Source organism: Gilliamella sp. B14448G11 (assembly GCF_016101765.1).
Taxonomy (GTDB): domain Bacteria; phylum Pseudomonadota; class Gammaproteobacteria; order Enterobacterales; family Orbaceae; genus Gilliamella; species Gilliamella apicola_N.
Window position 1 is genome coordinate 1 of the sequence record NZ_JACFPX010000027.1, and the last position, 18,820, is coordinate 18,820.

The following is an 18,820-nucleotide window of genomic DNA, read 5'->3' on the forward strand; positions in this document are numbered from 1 at the left end:
GCTATGATAATTTTTAAATCTCGACTATATTTTGACATAAAAAGACCCCCAGTTAGTGGTTGTCCAACTATTGGGGGTCACTTCAAATCCCGATTTATTCATTTTAACTAAAAGCCAAATGGTGAAAGTTGGTTAGCTAAATATTTTGATGTAATTGAATGGATTGTCGATGAAATTAAAAATTATAAAAATAATATGTATGCTTTTTTATGAACATTCGACATATTGTGACAAATATCATGATCGAAAACCAAATATTATAGATTTTGATGTAATCGAAAAAGGCATTGTTGTTTCAAATTCTCAATATCGAGAATTTAAATAAATAGAACCTTGTTACGACATAGTAGAGAAAAATATTAATAATTATTGCATTTTCTATGTATTAAATAATAGCAATAATTAGAAACCACTGAAGACCGTTAATAATATTTTAGCTGGAGTTAATAAAGAAAAAGATATTTACTATCAAAATAATATTAGTAGTTATAATATATATTTGTATAAATAATCTTTTCCTATTGATTTTTATTAATTAAAATAAGGAGCTATTATCTAAAAATAGTTAGTTGTACTAATAATATTTGTAACGTTAATATATCAATTAAATAAAATTATACGAATAATTAGTAAATAGCAATATCTCTGTAATGGATAAAAACAATGCAAATCTTCTCAAATAAAAAACAATCTCTTATTCTTTTAAAAGAGAAACCATTTAAATTAGAAAAAGAAATCCAAACATTATTCGAAAATAATTTAGAGATGATTGGTAACTTAACTTTTGTAAAATCCGAATTTAGGATAAAAGATTATCGAATTGATACCTTGGCTTATGACGAAGAGTCAAAATCTTTTGTAATAATTGAATATAAACGTGATCGTAATTTAAGTGTTATAGATCAGGGTGTTACCTATTTGAACCTTATGCTCGATTATCAAGCTGATTTTATTGTTGAGTATAACGAATCCTGTCAAGCTAATTTGAAACGCAATGAAATTGATTGGTCACAAAGCAAAATTATTTTTGTTTCTCCAGCTTTTACTGATTATCAAAAGCAATCAACAAATTTCAAGGATTTAGCCATTGAGCTTTGGGAAATAAAACGTTTTGAAAATGATATGATCACTATCAATCCAATCAAACGTTCTAAATCAGCGCCAAGTATTAAACAAATTCAACATACCCAAAATTCACCTTTAGATAAAGTAACAAAAGAGTTAATTGTTTATGATGAAGATACTCATCTGAAAGATAAAAACGATGAAGTATCTGAGCTTTATGATAGTTTTAAAAATGCTATTTTAGCATTATCTGCCGATATCGAGATTTATCCTAAAAAACTATATATTGCTTTCAAAAAAGGTAAAAATAATATTGTTTCAATACATTTACAAAATAGATCACTAAAACTTTGGCTTAATGCTAAAAAAGGTAATCTAGATGATCCTAAAAAATTAACAAAAGACGTCTCAAATGTTGGTCATTGGTCGACTGGTGATTATGAGTTAACTGTGTCTGATACTAATAATTTAGAGTATATTATGAGCTTGGTGAAGCAGATTTTGTAAAAAATAAAATAACAAATTAATTTGATGATATATAAATACTAATAAAGAGAAATTATTGATGTCTAATTTTTACATATCAAGAAAATTAAGAGAAAATGGTAATTTAATTCAACAAAATGAAGCTTTTTCACCTCAAATTAAATATAAATTTATAATTTTATTAGCTGAACCTGGTGCCGGAAAAACAGCGCTTTTGTCAAATCTTGCAAAACAGTATGAAACTAAGTTTTATAGAGCAAATGTTATTAATACCAAATTATCCATCGATAAACAAAAAGTACTGATAATTGATGGATTTGATGAAGTTGCTAAATTAAATGAGAAATCCGCCATTGAATCTATTTTGACAAAAATAGAAAGTATTAATCCCGATATGACTGTTTTATCAAGTAGATCTAGTGAATGGGATGATATACGTAATACACAATTAATCTGTGATTATTTAGAACTTAATCGAAAAGAAATTAAAACATACTATTTATCACCATTAGATATTGATGAACAAAGATGTTTTTTTTATTATCATTGTAAGGAAAGCAACTTTTCTGATTTCTATAAGCAATTATCCATATTAGATTTGGAAACATTAATTAGTAATCCTCAATTACTATATCTTTTTATTGTAGCTTATAAAAAAGAGTCAAGTTTTGGGGCAAAATCAGATGTTTTTAATAATGCAATAAAATACCTTGCACAAGAACATAATACTAATACCCCTTCATTTGATAGATGTAAAACAGATGATTTAATAATTTTTGCAGAAGAAATTTTTACTAAAATATTATTATCAGGAGAGTCAGGTGTTAGCCTTTCAGAAAAAATTGAAATCAATAATTTTCATTACTTATTTGGTTTAAGTAAAGTTGAACCCAAAAAGATAAAACAAATTTTAGATACAGGGTTGTTTAAACAAGTAGATTCTTCATATCTTTATGAACCTATACATAGAATAGTCGCTGAATATTGTGCTGCTAATTATTTAGTTAAAAGAATAAAAAATCCAAGTGATGTGATAACATTGAATAGCTGTCTTTCCATTATTGCTCCTAATAATATTGTAAGAACCGAATTACGAGGGTTATTGGGTTGGATGGCATCACTAGGTAACGAAACCATTCAACAGGAAATAATTAAGCTCGATCCTTATGCGTGTATTGCAAATGGAGATCCATCATTACTATCACTATCTAGTAAAGATATATTAATCAATGAGCTGATTAAATTAGGAAAAGAAAATCCTTTATTTAGAGCAAGTGATGGGTATCGTAGTTTCAATTTTAAAGGTTTTCTTTCTCAAAGTATGACCTCAAAGATGAAAGAGGTTATTTTAAGTAATAAAATAGATTTTGATTTAAAATCTTTATTTGTCTCATTAATAAAAGTATCCGAATCAGTCTCTTTATTTCAGGACGAACTCATTATATTATTAATGAATTTAGATGAATCTGCTTATATTAGAAGAACTGCTTTGGAAGCATTAATCAGAGATTCAAATAATAATTGGCCTTTTATAACTGTTTTCCAACGTTTAATTAAACGTTGCGGAGAATATGATTTAGAATATGCTTCTACAATTACAGAAAAATTTGGTTCTCATACTATTGGCGAAGAAAATGTAATCCATCTTTTTAAAAAATTAGCTGACCTTTATCCCAAAAAAGAAAGCAGAAATATAGTTATAGGTGAACGATATTTTATTTATAAATTAATACAATCATTTAGTTTAGAGCATATAACAAATTTGCTTGATGCTTTAACGCCAACTATTAAATGTATATGCTCTTCGAAAGAAGAGTATAAATGCCAATGTAAAGTAGGGATTAGTAAAATCATTGGGCATTTATTGGATCGTTATTTTGAATTGGTAGATGATAATTATAATGCACATAAATTGGCATTGTGGTTAAAAGACCTAAGATATACAGAAACAACCAAGGTATGTAACAGCTTAAGCGTAACAACACTTTTATCTAATCCAATTTTAAAATATAACATTTATATCAATTTGATCGAATTAGAATGTTTTAGTTATTTTTATCATATAGCTAACTATCAAATTGTTCATTCAGGAATAATTCTAGATTTTGAAGACCGCATTAAACTTCTAGATTATGCTTTCAATTCAAATAATGTGGAAATATGGGGTCTTTTATTTTTTTCTCATAATCATTATTGGTATCAAAATAATAAAGAACAACAAATAATTTATAGGAGAAATTTACGTCACCAAGCATTACAAAATGAAGCTTTTATGAAGATATGGGCTAAAGATGTTGCTAACAGAAAGATTAAGAAAAAAGATAAAAATGATACATTAGGAAGAAAAATAGCTAGAAAGTCAAAAAAAATTAAAAAAAGAAATTTAGCTCGTTATGAATATACTAAAAAATATCTAAATAAGCATGAATCTATAATTTATAACGGAAAAGATTGGGGTTGGTTAACATTTTTTGCTAAGGGTTATTTAGTTGATAGACAAAAGATTATTAAATATAAAGATGTAAAATTTATTGAAGAAGCACTTATTAATGGCTTACAACTTCTCAAGTCTAAATTACCCTCTTTAGAAAGATTATCATTAAAAAATACAGTATCTAATAATTTTTATGATTCAATAATAATCCTTTTTGCAACTAGTTATGTTATTTTAAAAAAAAATGGAAATTTAAATCAAATATCAAAAGAGTATTTGATTTTATTATTTCCAAGACATAATGTTAGTTTTCCTGAAATAGTTGAAAAAGAGAAAAATTTATTTATTAATGAAATAAAAAAGACATTATTTCAATCTAATGCAGATAAAGAACTATTTATTCAAAGATATATGGTTCCTCAATTTATTTATTACCATGAAAGCATACTTTCGTTAAGCTGGTTGTTAAATATGGAAGGTTGGGAAGCTATAAACATTAGATATTGTATCGAGTGGATTCAATTGTATCCTAGAATGAATATAGATAATTTAAAAGTGATATTTACTTTTTTATGTAAGAATCATGAAGAAAATAAACTTATTGCCATTATTGATGAAAAAATTAAAAACTTCCTAATTACGAATGATAATATTATTGGACCACCTACACAAAATAGCTTAACTGAAAAGAAATTTTGGTTTGAAGCTGCTTTCTTCTTTTTAGATGATGATATTGATGAAGTTTGGTGTTATTTAAAGCAAGAGCCAGAAACAATAATTTTATTTTATAATTTGGTATCTCGTTGGATTGATTATAAAGAAAATTGGCCTACATTAACGGCAAAGAAAATTTATAAAATACTAGATTATTTTATAGATATTTGTGTGCCAACCGAAGAAACTCAAGCTTGGTCTAGAGATAATACCAGAGAAGAAAAAGAATATAGTACATTAGTAGCTTTAATAAAATATATAGATAAGGATTACAAAGATTGTTTTGATATTTTTAATAAACTATTAATTGATCCCCGCTTTGAAAAACTACATAAATATATTCTTCATCATTGCTATGAAGCTAAGAAAAACCTAATTTTGAATAATTATTTACCTCCTAAAATACAAGAAATAACCGGTTTTCTCGATAATAATAAAATTGTTAGTGTAGAAAGTTTGCGAGCCTATTTAGTTGAAAAATTGAAATGTTATCAGAAAGAATTAATAGGCCTTGAAACTAATCCTGTCAATGTTTTCTATCATTTAGATCAAAGAGTTGATGAAAATACTGCGCGTGATAGGATTGTTGACTGGCTTAGACCTTATTTGGCTCCTTTAGATATTATACTCAATATTGAGGCTTATATGAGTCAGAATAATCGGTGTGATTTTACCGCGACATTATCTTTAAATGGACAGGAACATTTATTAGTTATTGAAGTAAAAGGTCAATGGCATCCTAATCTCTATACTGCAGCGTCAGAACAATTATATGAACGTTATTCCATACATCCCAATGCAGAGGAACAAGGTATATATCTTGTTCTTTGGTTTGGTCAACAAGAGAAAGTAGCGAACAAAAAAAATCATTCGATAAATAATGCTCAAGAATTAAAAGTAAGCATACAAGAAAAAATGCCAAAAGAACTTGATGGAAAGATAGATATTTTTGTTTTGGATGTATCTAAATAATAATTTTCAGAACTTCAATATTAATTCACCAAATGACTTAGGCCAACTAATATTGAATTATTGGCATGAAATTTTGCGTTTTAATTCCAATGAAATAAATGCACGTACATTTCTGAGGACTGACATAGTCGGTGTGTAGTCGGTTTTTATGTGTATAAAAACAGTGTTTTTTATAAATATTTTATTTTAAGTTGTTTTTTAGGGGCGGAGGTTGAAAAAGGTCTTTTGAATCCTTTTCTGTAAATAATTTCATTTTTTTATATTTGTTGTCTTTCCGCCATTTATACCTCAAAAATAAAAAGTGATCCCTAAAATTAAGTATTTTTAATACTCACTTATTTTAGCTTTTTTATTTTTACCTGTATTGATATCGTCATCATAATTTAATGTTTTTTAGCGTTATAAGCTTGTACTTCAATTTTTATGACGATAATTGGTCTAACATTGCCTTCGGTAAATGAGAAATTTTTATTTGGTGCAACTTTATTCATCATTATTTGTAACGCCTCTATTTTTGCCGATGGTTCTTCAATAAAGGTTGCATACTCATTGCCGATAACACTGGCATAATTGAAAGAATATTTGTAGGCTTTTTCATTAGTAATTAATTGGTACCCTGTATCTAGCTCAAAGCTAAATAATCGATTTTGTTTGAGCAGTTCAACTTTAGTACCGACTTTAGCATCATGAATATAAAAAATAAGCTGATTGTTAGATGTTAATTCAAAACCAAAATTGACTGGAATAATATACGGAAAATCACCATTATTCATGGCTAAACAAATAACATCAGTATGATCTAAAATATCGATCATTTCGTCGAGATTCGTTATTTACTTATCTTTGCGTCTCATAAATTTCCATTTTTCATGTCCTAGATAACTTAGATTAAAATAATAATAGAACTTAGTCATTAATACTTTTACCATTAAGATGACGACTTATATTAAATATAAACTTAAATTTCTACAAAATATGAAACAGTATTAAAACTTATGTTAGGTGTTAAATATTATTTTTATTGGTTTAATCTAATTCACTAACTTGCTTCTTCGGCTAAAGATAGCCTAAACCAATTTATATCTAAATTTATTTTTAAAATAAAAGATTTATAACTTACTTTGATAAATAAAAAATATTTTTATCTCTTGATTTATCGTGTTTTAAAGGATTTAAAAGAGTATTAGTGAATAGTAAATTAATGGGGAAGACGAAAGTTAAATTATTTTAATTTTTTGTAGTCCAATTTACGAGCTAATAAGAAAACTGAATTCATTTTGTGAAGTTGACAAACTATGCTTTACACAAAATATTATTTTTTAGTTTACTTTTGACAATTAAAAAAGTTGTTTATTTTCATATTTTAATACCGAAATTCTATATCTTTTTCTCCATTAAATTGAATTGCAAAAATATCTTAATATGTGATACAGATCACAGATATAAATAAATATCTCTAGCTTTTGGATAAGCAGATGAATTTTTGTGACCAGTACCGCAAAATTAATGTATATTAATTATATTGTTTCGTATAAAAATGTCTTAATAATATGAATATCAAACAATTACAAAATATTATTACAGATATCACCATCTGGAAGAAAAGTTACCAACGTAAACTACATAAGCCTCTGAACCTGCGTTATGTTTTAACTCAGTATAAACAAGTTTATAAACGGCTGTTTGATTATCGAACCGAAATCAAAAAAAAATTATTAGAACAGTTAAGTAAATTTGCTCTGCAGAATAAAACACAATATCCCAATATGCCTTTCTGGCGTCTTAAAGGTGAACAGTTAAAGCAATTAATAAATGATAAAATTGATACTAAACCACAATTTGTAGAATAGGCTTTTGGAGTAGGAAGAGGATAATACAGAGTCACATTATAGGAACAATATAGCATTCTTATTGAACTTAAGACATTGTAAAGGAATAAATAATTGATTAAATGTGCATTAATTTATGATTTTGATGGAACGCTAGCAGAGGGTGATTGTGCCCAGCATGGTCTTATGCCAGCGTTAGGTATTACAGACATAAATGGTTTTTGGCGTGAAGTGAAACAACGAGCCAAACATGATGATGGTGATGAAATACTATCTTATCTTGGGCTCTTAGCAGAAAAAGCCAATCAACTTGGTTCTGATGAATTAAGTGAAGATAATTTAAAAAAGCATGGAAAATCGATCCCTCTCTTTCCCGGTGTTAATACTTGGTTCGAGCGTATTAATGAATATGCAACGGCTAATGAGATAGAACTACAACATTACATCATTTCAAGTGGTTTAGATGCTATGATCCGTGGTACAGAAATTGGTAATCAATTTAGTCAAATTTTCGCCTGTAAATATCATTATTCCCCGAATGGAAAACGAGTTATTTGGCCAGCTCAAGCGATAAACTATACAACCAAAACCCAATTTTTATTTCGAATAAACAAAGGAATTAAAAATTCTTGGAACAATGATGAAGTTAATAAATTTATTGAGTTAGAAGAAAGATATATCCCTTTTGAACGAATGATCTATTTTGGTGATGGTGATACCGATATCCCATCAATGAAAATGATTAGATACCAAGGTGGATTTTCCTTAGCGGTGTTTGATGAGCACAAATGGAAAGAACAACGTACACAAGAGAAAGTTGAAAAACTCATTGCTGAGGAACGAGCTAATTATGTTGTTCCCGCTAATTATCAGCAAGGTAGCCAGCTTGAAGTTACAGTAAGAGGTTTACTGAAATTGTTCAAACGTAAACAATAAGGTTAAACGATTTTCTTCTTAATGGAATATATTCTCTATTAAAAGGACTGAAAGCAATGATTTCTATCTATATGAATGGCGAAAATAAAACCAAGCAAATTAGCGACTGGTCTTTCTACTACGATAATCAAGATCAAGAACTCAAACTCACTAGCCATTTTCCTTCTGGCAAAAAATATACTCAGCCGCTAACACAGTGCCAAGTGAATCCATTTGAGCAAATAAAGGGAAATCTTCTTATTGTTAAGAATAAACCGAAAATAGATTGGATTGAAAAAGCCGAAAGTTATGGGCGAAAGTATACTGTTGTCTACTATCCAAACAATTCCCGACCCTACGTTATGCTTAGTGAAAATATTCAGATCGTATCTGAGACCAATTTCAAAAATGACGATTTAGGGAAGTTTGGGTAACGAGGAAAACTTATGGCTTAACACGTTGCTGTTGGTTTATCGTACGCAAAGCTTGTTCAGCGTGAGCACAATATTAATGAATATTCACTTTTTGCTAGCTTACGCAAACCAAAGCAAATTGATGCTATTTTTATTTAATAAGAGTAACTGTGATAATACTTTGATTTAATTATAATATTATCCTGAAGTAAAACTGGTAACATAGATATAGTGAAACTCTGTCTCCATAAAATATCCCAAGTCTTTCATATAATTGTCAGGATTATCGACAAGCTCAAATAAAGATATCAAAGGAAATTTATCCATTATATCATTAATGAAATTTAAATCTTCTTCAAGATTCATGTGATAATACAAATACTTAGCAAGCTGTTTTGCTGTTATATTAGTCGATAAGGCATTAAATTGGATAACATTATCTTCAATATAAAAATATTCATGAATTAATTCATTAAGATATTGCTTATCTATGTATACCGGAGGTTCATGATTTTGATATAAATCATCCCACCCATGCCCAGTAATTATTAAACGAGTACCTAAAATATAAAATGCTTCGAGTGATGATTTTACCTCTGATTTATTGATAAAACAGTAATGCACTGAGCTCTCGCCATCTTGTAATACCGTTGTATCTAATAAATTGATTAATTTGGTGATATCCGTTTGAAGTATATATTCTTTAAAATGATTTGCATTGATAGATTTAATATTATTCATTTTAGTGTCACGATAGCTTATTTGAGTGAATATTGACGATTTAGGTTTCAATAAAAAGTACTTTTTTAACAATAATTGGTTAATTAGGTTCAACAACAAATATTCTTTTTTGATCCCGTTTTCAACCAGTTTGTTTACCTAAACCTTGCCAATCGATGGAAAAATATAGCATAAATTCCATTTTAGTTAAAGCGCTAACAGACAATGCGCAACAATTTTTGTTGATGAATATTCAATATGTTAGTGCATTGGGCTGGGATTATTCTTGCGAAACTGATCGCAATTTTTAATTAATAAAATTGTGTTTGCAAGATTGCTCTCAAAATAGTGAAGCTTTGCTTACATCATACCGAAGCAAATCGTAAATTTGAACATCAATCAGGGGTTAGGTGGGGTGGTGAACTTGATTATACTTTTTCTGACTACAAATTATTATCGCCATACAAACCCACTGAAGCATAAACAAAAAACAATTTCCTATTCACTCAATGCCAACATTGGAAAATTATCGTAATTCATGCATTGCATTCAACAATCAAATACAACATTCAAGTGCTAATATACAGCAGGAAAGTTGTGTCTAAAACAAGGAAGTGGCGATAAATAGTAACTTTTTTATAATTAGTTAGGTCTAAATATAAGCCTAAATGCCTCAAAAAAGCACGGTTAGGAATTTAGTTTGAGTGAAGCTTTACAGTACAAAGGTCTCAATAAACATTAAAGTAATTTATACATATGGTAATTTATCAGTACCTGATTTTTTCTGTATATTTTGTTAGTCCGCTTTATTTTAAAGCCCCATTTTTTGAAAATTGGCATGGCCACTTTTGAAGCATCTACACTCAATTGTGAAAGCTTTTTCTGGTGCGCCAAGTCAAGCACATGGTCATAGAGTTTTCTAGCTATACCACGTTTTTGAAAGTCAGGATGCACGTAAAAACAGTCTATGTAACCATCATCTTTAAGTTCAATAAACCCCGCAAGGCGTGAGCTAAAGATAGCCATCCAAGGCTGAGTGTTATCTAAACGTTTTAACCACATCTGATAATCTGGTGGTGTTGGGCACCATGCTTCTTGCTCTGCTTTGCTATAAATATCGGTATCAATAGCATGAATAGTCGAATGAAACAAATCGCATATTTCAGAGGTATAGAGTGAAGAATATGGTTTTACTTCGATTTTAGATGCAGCATCTCGTTTAAATTCTGTTGTGTAACTTCGACGGTTCATTATCATGGTTCTCCTCATTTTGATGATGTTATTTTACCACCTTATTTGGTGTCTGGAATTATTAAACCACTACAAAGAAAACCTTTATATCTAGGAGGGGTGGGGCAAAATTTCATAACGAAGCATCCTAAAAATCACCCGTACACATTCATTTCAGCGCTAACCCGATTTTTTTAGTTTTTTGGCATTTGTTCTTTTGTTGGGCTTTCAAATGCATCTTTAATCTTGACGGCTGGGTTAGCCTCAATTAAGCCTGTATTCGAAGCATAAAACATAATTTCATTAATGCGTTGGCAAAGCCTTTTAATCGTTTATAATTTGCCATTTGCTCTTAATGGCTCCATAATTTTGATGAAGTCCTTTGCCTTTAATTTGAAGATGGAACTATTCCCAATGTAAGGAAAAATATGTAACTCTAATGAGTTCCAAATACCTTTTAATGTAACTTCATTTAGTCCTTTACTGCTCTTAACTTTAAACCAGTCAGTAGCTACTTTTTTAAATGTACTGGTTATTTCGTCTTGCTTGCGCCGTTCTAGTTCTACTTTATGTTCTTGAGGATCTATACCTTGTTTAATTAATTCGCGCGCTTCGTCTCGTTGTTTTCTTGCTTGTTGTAGCGAAACTTCTGGATAACTTCCAAAGCTTACAGTAGTTCTATTATTAGTTATAGGTCGGTAATATCTAAATTGCCATATTTTTGTACCCGTTGACTTAATAAGTAAAAGCAAACCATTTCCATCATAAATAGGATAATCTTTACTTTGTGGCTTGGCATTCTTTATTTGTGTATCAGTTATTGGGACTACTTTTTTAGGCATACTTTACTCTTATGGGATTACGAAATTATTTTATTATTTTTATGTAGTCCTTAATAGAGTCCTAAAAATTTTGGCTGTAAATGTATCTTACAGGTGCTTAATGAATAATAAAATAAGCTTTAAGCCTTGTATTTGTTGATTTTGATGTACTGGCGGGAGTTAAATTATTTCATAAATAATTGATTAATTAATATAAAAATATTTTAATTTTTTTTCGTAGTCCAATTTTGGTGTCAATGAGGTTGGTATACATAATATCTTTATTTTTATGCCTAATGCAAAAAAACACGAAATCGTTTATTCTATAAAAAATGATGTAATTGATTAGGAAATAATGATGCAAATCTTCTCGAATAAAAGTCAAAAGTTGACTATCTTAAAAGAAAAACCCTTCAAACTAGAAAAAGAGATCCAGTCATTATTTGAGCATAATTTAGATATTATTGGTAATTTAATCTTTGTAAAATCTGAATTCAAAATTAAAGATTACCGAATTGATACCTTGGCTTATGATACCGAAGCAAATGCCTTTGTTATTATTGAGTATAAACGTGAACGTAATTTTAGTGTTATCGATCAAGGTGTGACCTATTTAAATCTTATGCTTGATTATCAGGCTGATTTTATTGTCGAATATAATGAATCTTGCCAAGCAAATTTAAAACGTAATCAAATTGACTGGTCGCAAAGTAAAATTATTTTTGTTTCCCCTGCGTTTACTGACTATCAAAAACAATCGACTAATTTTAAAGATTTAGCGATAGAACTATGGGAAATTAAACGGTTTGATAACGACTTAATTTCGATTAACCCGATCAAACGTTCTAAATCAGCCCCAAGTATTAAACAAGTGCAACATACCAAAGATTCGGCATTAGATAAGGTGACCAAAGAATTAGTCGTTTATGATGAAGATTACCATTTAAATGATAAATCAGACGATATACTCGAACTGTATGAAAGCTTTAAGAATGCTATCTTAACACTATCACCCGAACTCGAAATTACCCCGAAAAAACTTTATGTTGCTTTTAAACAGGGCAAAAATAATATCGTCTCCATACACTTACAAAATAAATCATTAAAAATCTGGATTAATGCAAAAAAAGGTAATCTAGACGATCCTAAAAAATTAACAAAAGACGTTTCAAATGTTGGTCATTGGGCTACTGGTGATTATGAGTTAACTGTGTCTGATACTAAAAATTTAGAATATATTATGAGCTTGGTGAAGCAGGTGTTGCAATCATAGTATTGAAGGAGAAAATAAATAGTGTGGAAGAAAATAACTGATTATTTGAACAAAAATAGTTTTCTCAATACTTTTTTATCCTTTGCTTTTACTTTCTCAGTTTTCCTTCTTATGATCAATAAATATCATAAAATTGCTATAGGTATATTCTATATACCAACACTGATTTATCTTATGATGAATTATGATAAGTTGGCAAGTCTTATAAAAAAGTGGTGGAAAATTTTTATTGGATTTAGTGGTTTGTTTTTTCTATCGCGTATTTATGCTGAAAAAGCATTGAGTTACCAATACGATATAGACGTAGAGTATTTAAATTATTCCCCTAGTCTTTATGCTGTTTTTTTAGCATTATGTTTTGGAATATTTTTGGTTTTTCTATTTTACTTTATTCCTTATAAAATAAAATCTTCGTGGTGGGGATTTCTTAATTTTTTCACTACAAGGTATAGAAAAAAGACACAATCAATTGAGTTTTGCTTTGCACCATTTGTGATGATAGGGATGTTTAGTATAATTCTTCCATTATCCTATATTGCTGATGAATTAAGGGATTATTATATTATTGCGGATGCTTATCCTATTTCTGACTGTGGGGAGAAACATAAGGATATTGTCTATATCAGAAAAAACAGTGCCGAATGTTATTCGATTAAATTCGCGATTCCACCAGTATTTAATACTCTAGAAGCAGAGAAATAAACTTAGATATGTATGAGTAATAAATAAGCCGTCATAAAAAACGGCAGAATAGGATTAATTACTCTTTTATAGCAATTTGATTAACTACAGGATTCACAAACTCTCTGAGTTTCTGTTGTAGGAAAGGATTCGGGATAACTACGTTCAATTCTTCAAGAAAAAGCTTATTCAGTTCAACTTGCCCTGTTGAACCATTTGAAGCTAATTCAATAATTGGTTGGTAATGAAGCATTGTTTAACTTAAATATTCAGATAAAATTTTGTTTGTGTTAGCTCTGACAATTGTTAACATGTGAATCAACTGTTGTTTTCTGTTCTATAAACCGTTTTATAAAAGCAACGCGCCCTATCGCAACATCCCTGTTGCTCATGCCACTTGCCAGCTTTCGTCGGACGTCTTTAACTGTCGAAATAAGAGCAAGGGATTTTGGTTTTGTGAGGTTGATCGCAATTTTATGATGAATTAATTTTCTATTTACGAGTTAGCTCGCAACTTTATGCAGATAGCAAATCATTATCAAGCTACAAACCTGCTATGGTGCGAACATTAAATCGCCCATAATCGTTTATGGTGAAAGTTGAAAATGGAGAACATCGATTAAATGTGGTAGAGTTTGTATATATTGCTAGATTGCGAGCACTTAATCCTGAACAAATAATTAATAAAGTGGCAGTTCATTAATCTCATAATGATATTTAAAATGTGTTGATATTAGGAAATTAATAGTAGAAATGAAATCATTTTTTATGGATAGTAACAATCATCCTGAAATCATTCTTATAAAAAAAAGTCAAAAAGCAGTCATTTTCTATGTTAAAAATGGCAAAGGTTTGTTATGTGAAAAATACGGATACACTAGTGATCTAGGATTTCGTAGCCTTTTTTTTAACGATATTCCGTTAATTAAATTTTATGGCGATGAATATATGTGCCCAACTTGTAATAGATTAATTTCAGCAGGATATGGACTTGATCAAAGTGACAAAAATAAGAAAGTACTTTCCCAATTGAATAATGTTCTAAATGCACCTTTTATTAATCTAGAACAATCCCTTAACGATTTGAAACCGTTATTGGGACTTTTACCATCAGGGTATTATCAGTTATCTGATGAGGAGCTTTTCCCTACAAATGGAGATGGTAAATTTTTTTGGTGTATTGATAATACACAAGTAATAAATTATGCATCTAGTGGGTTTTGGAATTATGAGGATTTTAATTTCAGTATTCTACAGCCCAAGTATTTATTGCCTAGCCAATCCCCATATAGACTAAACATGGATAGAGTAAAGTATTATCAAGGAGAAACTAATACACGCGCAATTAGTTACTTTCATACCGAAGGTTATCTTTGTACTTTGATTGATGGTCATCATAAAGCGACTGCTGCTGCATTAAATAAAAGGCCAGTTAATACTCTTGTAATATCTCAAAGTACAATCATTGTTATGCCCAATAAAGAGTTGGGTGAAAAAGGGAAGATTCAATTTACTCATTTAGAATTATTAGAAAATGAACTATTAACAAGCTTTGATAAAACAATGTCTGAGATCAGCTTTCAAAAATTAGATAAAACTGAACTTGAGAACACTTTAAATTTAAAAAATGCTGAATTTGATGATTATCAGTGGAGTGATGAGTTAATTAAAACAGCTGAAAACTATTATGATGCTAGCATTTTTATTTCTTTCAATTTTGCAGGAGAAATAACAAATGAGCGCCTCAATAATATCTTATCAGGCAGAGACATAGTCAGTAACTCGATGCTTGAACACATCATTAATGTACTTTTTATAACAAAGCACGAGATGGCTGTTATATTTTCCATTTCAATATTTAAAAATGGATTATACAACGAAATTTGGTCATCTATATTTACTCAATTAAGTAAATATAGATGCACCCAAGTATCAGATTTTTTCTTAGAGTTTCTTATTAATGACAATAATGAACGACCTTGGTTAACCAAAATTGTTGATCATTATTTTGAATAACAATAAAGCTAATAAATAGCTTTATATAATCAGTAATTTCGTTAATTATTCGGTCTTTTGTTGTTATCTCAAATCTACATTATTTAGATATTTAAACTGTATCATTATTTATCACGCTTTTTCATAAACCCGTTTCCCCCACCAAGCCATTAGTTCCTTACGCTGTTCAAGGTAAGTAGAGCGGTTATAAGCTCGCCTGACTTCGTTTTTATCGTTATGCGCAAGAGCCGCTTCAATCACATCGGGATTAAATTCAGCTTTATTCATGGTGGTACTGGCGATGGAACGTAAGCCATGCGCTACCAGTTGCCCGCCATAGCCGATACTCTTTAACGCGGTATTTGCAGTTTGCGGATTGAGTGGTTCGTTACGATTAATTCGGCTAGGGAACACATATTCACTACCGCTACTCAGCGGTTTTAATAGTGCTAATAAGCCTAACGCTTCATTGGATAGCGGTACGGTGTGGGCTTTTTTGGCTTTCATCCGCTTGGCAGGGATATGCCATAGTTTGTTTTCAAGATCGATTTCAACCAACTTTGTTCCTGCTGCTTCCGACGGTCGTACTAAGGTGAGCAGTTGCCAAAGCAGTAAAGCGCGTGTGGTGACTTGTAAGTTAGACGCTGATATCGCTCATTAATTGCGGCAATATTTCAGGCCTTACCGTGGGTAAGTTTTGCTTTTTCGGCTTTTCAAACGCCTGACTAATGGTAGAAGCTAGATTCGCTTCTAACAAACCAGTATTGATGGCATAGATCATAATCTCATTAATGTTGGCTTAACCGCCGCACGGTTTCCAGCGCACGGCAGGTTTTGATTGGTTCTAGCACTTGTATTAAGGTGCGAGCTTTAATCACGGTGAGCGCCGTATTTTCAAGGCAGGGCAAGACATCTTTTTCGAGCGAGCGCCAGATATCTTTTGCATAATCGACGGTAATGCTCTTTTGCTTAAACTCAAACCATTTTTTGGCGACATTAATAAAACGGCTCTCTTTGGCAATTTCAGCTTGCTCTTCTTGCTGCGCAGCCTTGGCTTGGGGATCGATTCCTTTGACTAATAAAGAAAGGTATTCATCACGTAATTTTTTGGCATCCGATAAACTCAGATAAGGATAAGCGCCAAGACTAATATTGGTGCGTAATTTGGTATTTGGACGTTGATAGCGAAAATGCCATAATTTTTTATCCTACGGTTTGATCAAGAGAAATAATCCGTCACCATCATGCAGGGTAATTTCTTTATCAATGGCGCGTTTCTTTTGGATCTCTATATTGCTTAGGGGCTTGGTTACTCTTCCCATTAGTACACCTCCTATAGGTCATTAGAAAATTGGTACACGAAATAGTGTAACATAGAATTGTGTACCTAAAAATGTACCAATTTGAGTTGGACTCCCTCGTATTAGTTTGGATAGGGTTGGAAACAAAAAGCCCGTAATTCTTTATTTTTAAATGAATTACATGCTTTAATGGACTACTATGGGCTGGCGGAATCTTAACTAAGCCATGAAAATATTTGTCAATACAGGGTGTTTTGTTTCAATAAACTGAATCGTATACCTAAACGTATACCTAAAATAAAAAGTGACCGCTAAAATTGGGTATTTTTAATACTCACTTTTTTGGGATTTAAAGTTGATTTTTCGCGGGTGTAAAAATCTGGTCAAAGAGGCAGTACTCAAATTTGATTGTTAAAGAAATTAACCCACCCCCCATTAAAATAAAATTTTATAAAAAACTGCACATACTATACATGATTTCTTGTAAGCCTTATTCTGTAAGGGTTTGCGCTATGTATAACTACATTTTAACCCTGCATAACTCTACATTTTTACTATACATAAAACAAAAACCGCCAATCAAGGCGGTTTAAACATTAATAAACAATTAGCTTTAGGTAGGATCTTCTGCTTTAGGCAACCAGTCTTTATCGGCGTTTGAATTAAGCTCTAAGTTGGTTCTAATTCCTGCTGTATAGCGTTTCTTCATGTATTGCTTGCCGTTCTCGTTTAATGCGTAACTTAAAGATGTGCCGAACTGAGTTAAGGATAGGGGATTATTTAGCCCAGTGTTACGAATGTATTCGATATAAGCATGGTAAACATACTTTCTTGGATTGAATGGAACAATTCCTAGATTACCTACTGACATGCCATTAGGGCAGTCTAACGCGTCAAAATAACTACAGAAATCGACTAAATGGTCAGATTCTCTTTTAATAGTCTTTGCTTCTTCTGATTGTTGCTGTTTATGTAATCGCTCTTTAGCGTCATTAGGGTTAGTGAACTCATTAAGTAGCAACCTCACAATTGAGGGGAGTTCTTGCTCTATTTTGCTAACCAAGTTTAAATCTCGCTCTTTTTCTGGTATAACCTCGCCAAAGTGAAATATTACTCTTCTCCTTGATATGCCCCCGTTGCGCTCATTAAATCGCATGGCTTCGTTGTTGATTACTAACACTACCGCTGGAATCTTACAGGAATAGGGCTGCTTGTGTTTAGGGTCAATTGCGACTTCATCACCGCCAGTAATCGCTTTTAAACCTGCACCACTGCCCATATATCGCGGTTGGTCTGGTAAAATGATAAGAGAGTAACCAACTACTAAGGCTCTATCTCTTGCTTTTTCCAGTGATTCCATTGTGCCTATAACAGTATTATTCTTGCCTGATAACATAGTTGCGATTTCAGCAAATACACTTTTACCGCTACCGCCTGCTCCTGTAACCTCTAGGAACAATTGCCAGTCATAGCGATTAGCTAATATCATATAAAGCCCAGCTAGTATGTTTTTAGCCTTATCTTGGTTACCTGATGCTCTTTTTAGCCATTTAGTGAAATTTGGTGCATGAGTTTCAAAAGATTCTTTTTCTTTGGCAGGGTAGTAATCAATATCATTACTGACTAATAACCAATCTTGCTTATTGTGAGGTCTGAAAGTTTGTGTCTTCAGCTCATAAACACCATTTTTAAAACAAATTAAATCCTTTTGAGAGCTTCCAATTGCAGGTAAAGATAGTCTGAGGGTTTCAACCGCTGAACTTATGCGCATAGGGTTAAATGGTTCGCCTGATTGGGTGAATAAATCGGCTAGTGTTCGCATTAAGACTTTATCGCTAATGGGTTGCCATGCATTATCCTGATAGTAATAAATTTCATCAGTAGTTTGGATAGGCTACACTAATTAGTACCAATTTTATAAGGTCATTGTTATGATAAACCAACAATAAAAAAAGGTAACAATAATGACAA

General features: G+C 30.8%; 13 protein-coding genes and 2 pseudogenes. 8 read left to right on the plus strand and 7 right to left on the minus strand.

Annotated features, from left to right (window positions below):
• Positions 1-663: 663 nt before the first annotated feature.
• Both H3S88_RS12635 and H3S88_RS12640 read left to right on the plus strand, forming a co-directional pair.
• Positions 664-1,572, plus strand: a complete 909-nt coding sequence (locus tag H3S88_RS12635) for a DUF5655 domain-containing protein (protein WP_039126604.1) — start codon at positions 664-666, stop codon at positions 1,570-1,572.
• A 58-nt stretch (positions 1,573-1,630) separates the two neighbouring features.
• Positions 1,631-5,671: an NACHT domain-containing NTPase gene (locus tag H3S88_RS12640; protein WP_198229111.1), complete on the plus strand. Its 4,041-nt coding sequence runs from the start codon at positions 1,631-1,633 to the stop codon at positions 5,669-5,671.
• A 383-nt stretch (positions 5,672-6,054) separates the two neighbouring features.
• Here H3S88_RS12640 and H3S88_RS12645 read toward each other — a convergent pair whose 3' ends face one another.
• Complete coding sequence (locus H3S88_RS12645) at positions 6,055-6,486, minus strand: pyridoxamine 5'-phosphate oxidase family protein (protein ID WP_198229110.1); 432 nt, start codon at positions 6,484-6,486, stop codon at positions 6,055-6,057.
• Positions 6,487-7,221: 735 nt separating this feature from the next.
• Here H3S88_RS12645 and H3S88_RS12650 point away from each other — a divergent pair.
• From H3S88_RS12650 to H3S88_RS12660, 3 genes and pseudogenes are all read left to right on the plus strand, one after another.
• Positions 7,222-7,509, plus strand: a pseudogene (locus H3S88_RS12650) (restriction endonuclease); the annotation flags it as partial.
• Positions 7,510-7,617: 108 nt separating this feature from the next.
• Positions 7,618-8,436, plus strand: a complete 819-nt coding sequence (locus H3S88_RS12655; protein WP_366940430.1) for a haloacid dehalogenase-like hydrolase — start codon at positions 7,618-7,620, stop codon at positions 8,434-8,436.
• A 56-nt stretch (positions 8,437-8,492) separates the two neighbouring features.
• On the plus strand, positions 8,493-8,849 hold the full coding sequence (locus H3S88_RS12660; protein ID WP_198229107.1) for a hypothetical protein: 357 nt from the start codon (positions 8,493-8,495) through the stop codon (positions 8,847-8,849).
• 177 nt (positions 8,850-9,026) lie between these two features.
• Here H3S88_RS12660 and H3S88_RS12665 read toward each other — a convergent pair whose 3' ends face one another.
• From H3S88_RS12665 to H3S88_RS12675, 3 genes are all read right to left on the minus strand, one after another.
• Positions 9,027-9,569, minus strand: coding sequence for a hypothetical protein (locus H3S88_RS12665; RefSeq protein ID WP_198229106.1), 543 nt, complete (start codon positions 9,567-9,569; stop codon positions 9,027-9,029).
• Between the two features lie 717 nt (positions 9,570-10,286).
• Entirely contained in the window at positions 10,287-10,799 is a 513-nt protein-coding gene (locus H3S88_RS12670) for a GNAT family N-acetyltransferase (protein WP_198229105.1), read from the minus strand.
• Between the two features lie 311 nt (positions 10,800-11,110).
• Positions 11,111-11,620, minus strand: a complete 510-nt coding sequence (locus H3S88_RS12675) for an integrase arm-type DNA-binding domain-containing protein (protein ID WP_198229104.1) — start codon at positions 11,618-11,620, stop codon at positions 11,111-11,113.
• Between the two features lie 337 nt (positions 11,621-11,957).
• Here H3S88_RS12675 and H3S88_RS12680 point away from each other — a divergent pair, with 337 nt between their 5' ends.
• Together H3S88_RS12680 and H3S88_RS12685 are read left to right on the plus strand one after the other, a co-directional pair.
• A complete protein-coding gene (locus tag H3S88_RS12680) occupies positions 11,958-12,872 on the plus strand; it encodes a DUF5655 domain-containing protein (protein WP_198229103.1) in 915 nt (304 codons plus the stop codon).
• Positions 12,873-12,893: 21 nt separating this feature from the next.
• Positions 12,894-13,574, plus strand: a complete 681-nt coding sequence (locus tag H3S88_RS12685; protein ID WP_198229102.1) for a hypothetical protein — start codon at positions 12,894-12,896, stop codon at positions 13,572-13,574.
• 58 nt (positions 13,575-13,632) lie between these two features.
• On the opposite strand, the gene H3S88_RS12690 is transcribed toward H3S88_RS12685, so the two are convergent.
• The gene (locus H3S88_RS12690; RefSeq protein ID WP_198229101.1) at positions 13,633-13,806 is read right to left on the minus strand and encodes a hypothetical protein; all 174 of its coding nucleotides are present in this window, start codon (positions 13,804-13,806) and stop codon (positions 13,633-13,635) included.
• Between the two features lie 500 nt (positions 13,807-14,306).
• Here H3S88_RS12690 and H3S88_RS12695 point away from each other — a divergent pair, with 500 nt between their 5' ends.
• Entirely contained in the window at positions 14,307-15,569 is a 1,263-nt protein-coding gene (locus H3S88_RS12695) for a hypothetical protein (protein ID WP_198229100.1), read from the plus strand.
• 111 nt (positions 15,570-15,680) lie between these two features.
• Here the strand turns inward: H3S88_RS12695 and H3S88_RS13620 are convergent.
• Both H3S88_RS13620 and H3S88_RS12710 read right to left on the minus strand, forming a co-directional pair.
• A pseudogene (locus H3S88_RS13620) lies at positions 15,681-16,870 on the minus strand (integrase domain-containing protein).
• A 592-nt stretch (positions 16,871-17,462) separates the two neighbouring features.
• Positions 17,463-18,671 carry a primase-like DNA-binding domain-containing protein gene (locus H3S88_RS12710; RefSeq protein WP_198229099.1) on the minus strand — a complete coding sequence of 403 codons (1,209 nt, stop codon included), beginning with the start codon at positions 18,669-18,671 and terminating at the stop codon, positions 17,463-17,465.
• Positions 18,672-18,820: the final 149 nt, after the last annotated feature.

Bases quoted from the DNA above. Each gene is read 5' to 3' on its own strand.
- H3S88_RS12635 (WP_039126604.1), top strand. From the start codon at position 664: ATGCAAATCTTCTCAAATAAAAAACAATCTCTTATTCTTTTAAAAGAG.
- H3S88_RS12680 (WP_198229103.1), top strand. From the start codon at position 11,958: ATGCAAATCTTCTCGAATAAAAGTCAAAAGTTGACTATCTTAAAAGAA.
- H3S88_RS12645 (WP_198229110.1), bottom strand. From the start codon at position 6,486: ATGATCGATATTTTAGATCATACTGATGTTATTTGTTTAGCCATGAAT.
- H3S88_RS12665 (WP_198229106.1), bottom strand. From the start codon at position 9,569: ATGAATAATATTAAATCTATCAATGCAAATCATTTTAAAGAATATATA.
- H3S88_RS12660 (WP_198229107.1), top strand. From the start codon at position 8,493: ATGATTTCTATCTATATGAATGGCGAAAATAAAACCAAGCAAATTAGC.
- H3S88_RS12640 (WP_198229111.1), top strand. From the start codon at position 1,631: ATGTCTAATTTTTACATATCAAGAAAATTAAGAGAAAATGGTAATTTA.
- H3S88_RS12690 (WP_198229101.1), bottom strand. From the start codon at position 13,806: ATGCTTCATTACCAACCAATTATTGAATTAGCTTCAAATGGTTCAACA.
- H3S88_RS12710 (WP_198229099.1), bottom strand. From the start codon at position 18,671: ATGCGAACACTAGCCGATTTATTCACCCAATCAGGCGAACCATTTAAC.
- H3S88_RS12670 (WP_198229105.1), bottom strand. From the start codon at position 10,799: ATGAACCGTCGAAGTTACACAACAGAATTTAAACGAGATGCTGCATCT.
- H3S88_RS12695 (WP_198229100.1), top strand. From the start codon at position 14,307: ATGAAATCATTTTTTATGGATAGTAACAATCATCCTGAAATCATTCTT.
- H3S88_RS12675 (WP_198229104.1), bottom strand. From the start codon at position 11,620: ATGCCTAAAAAAGTAGTCCCAATAACTGATACACAAATAAAGAATGCC.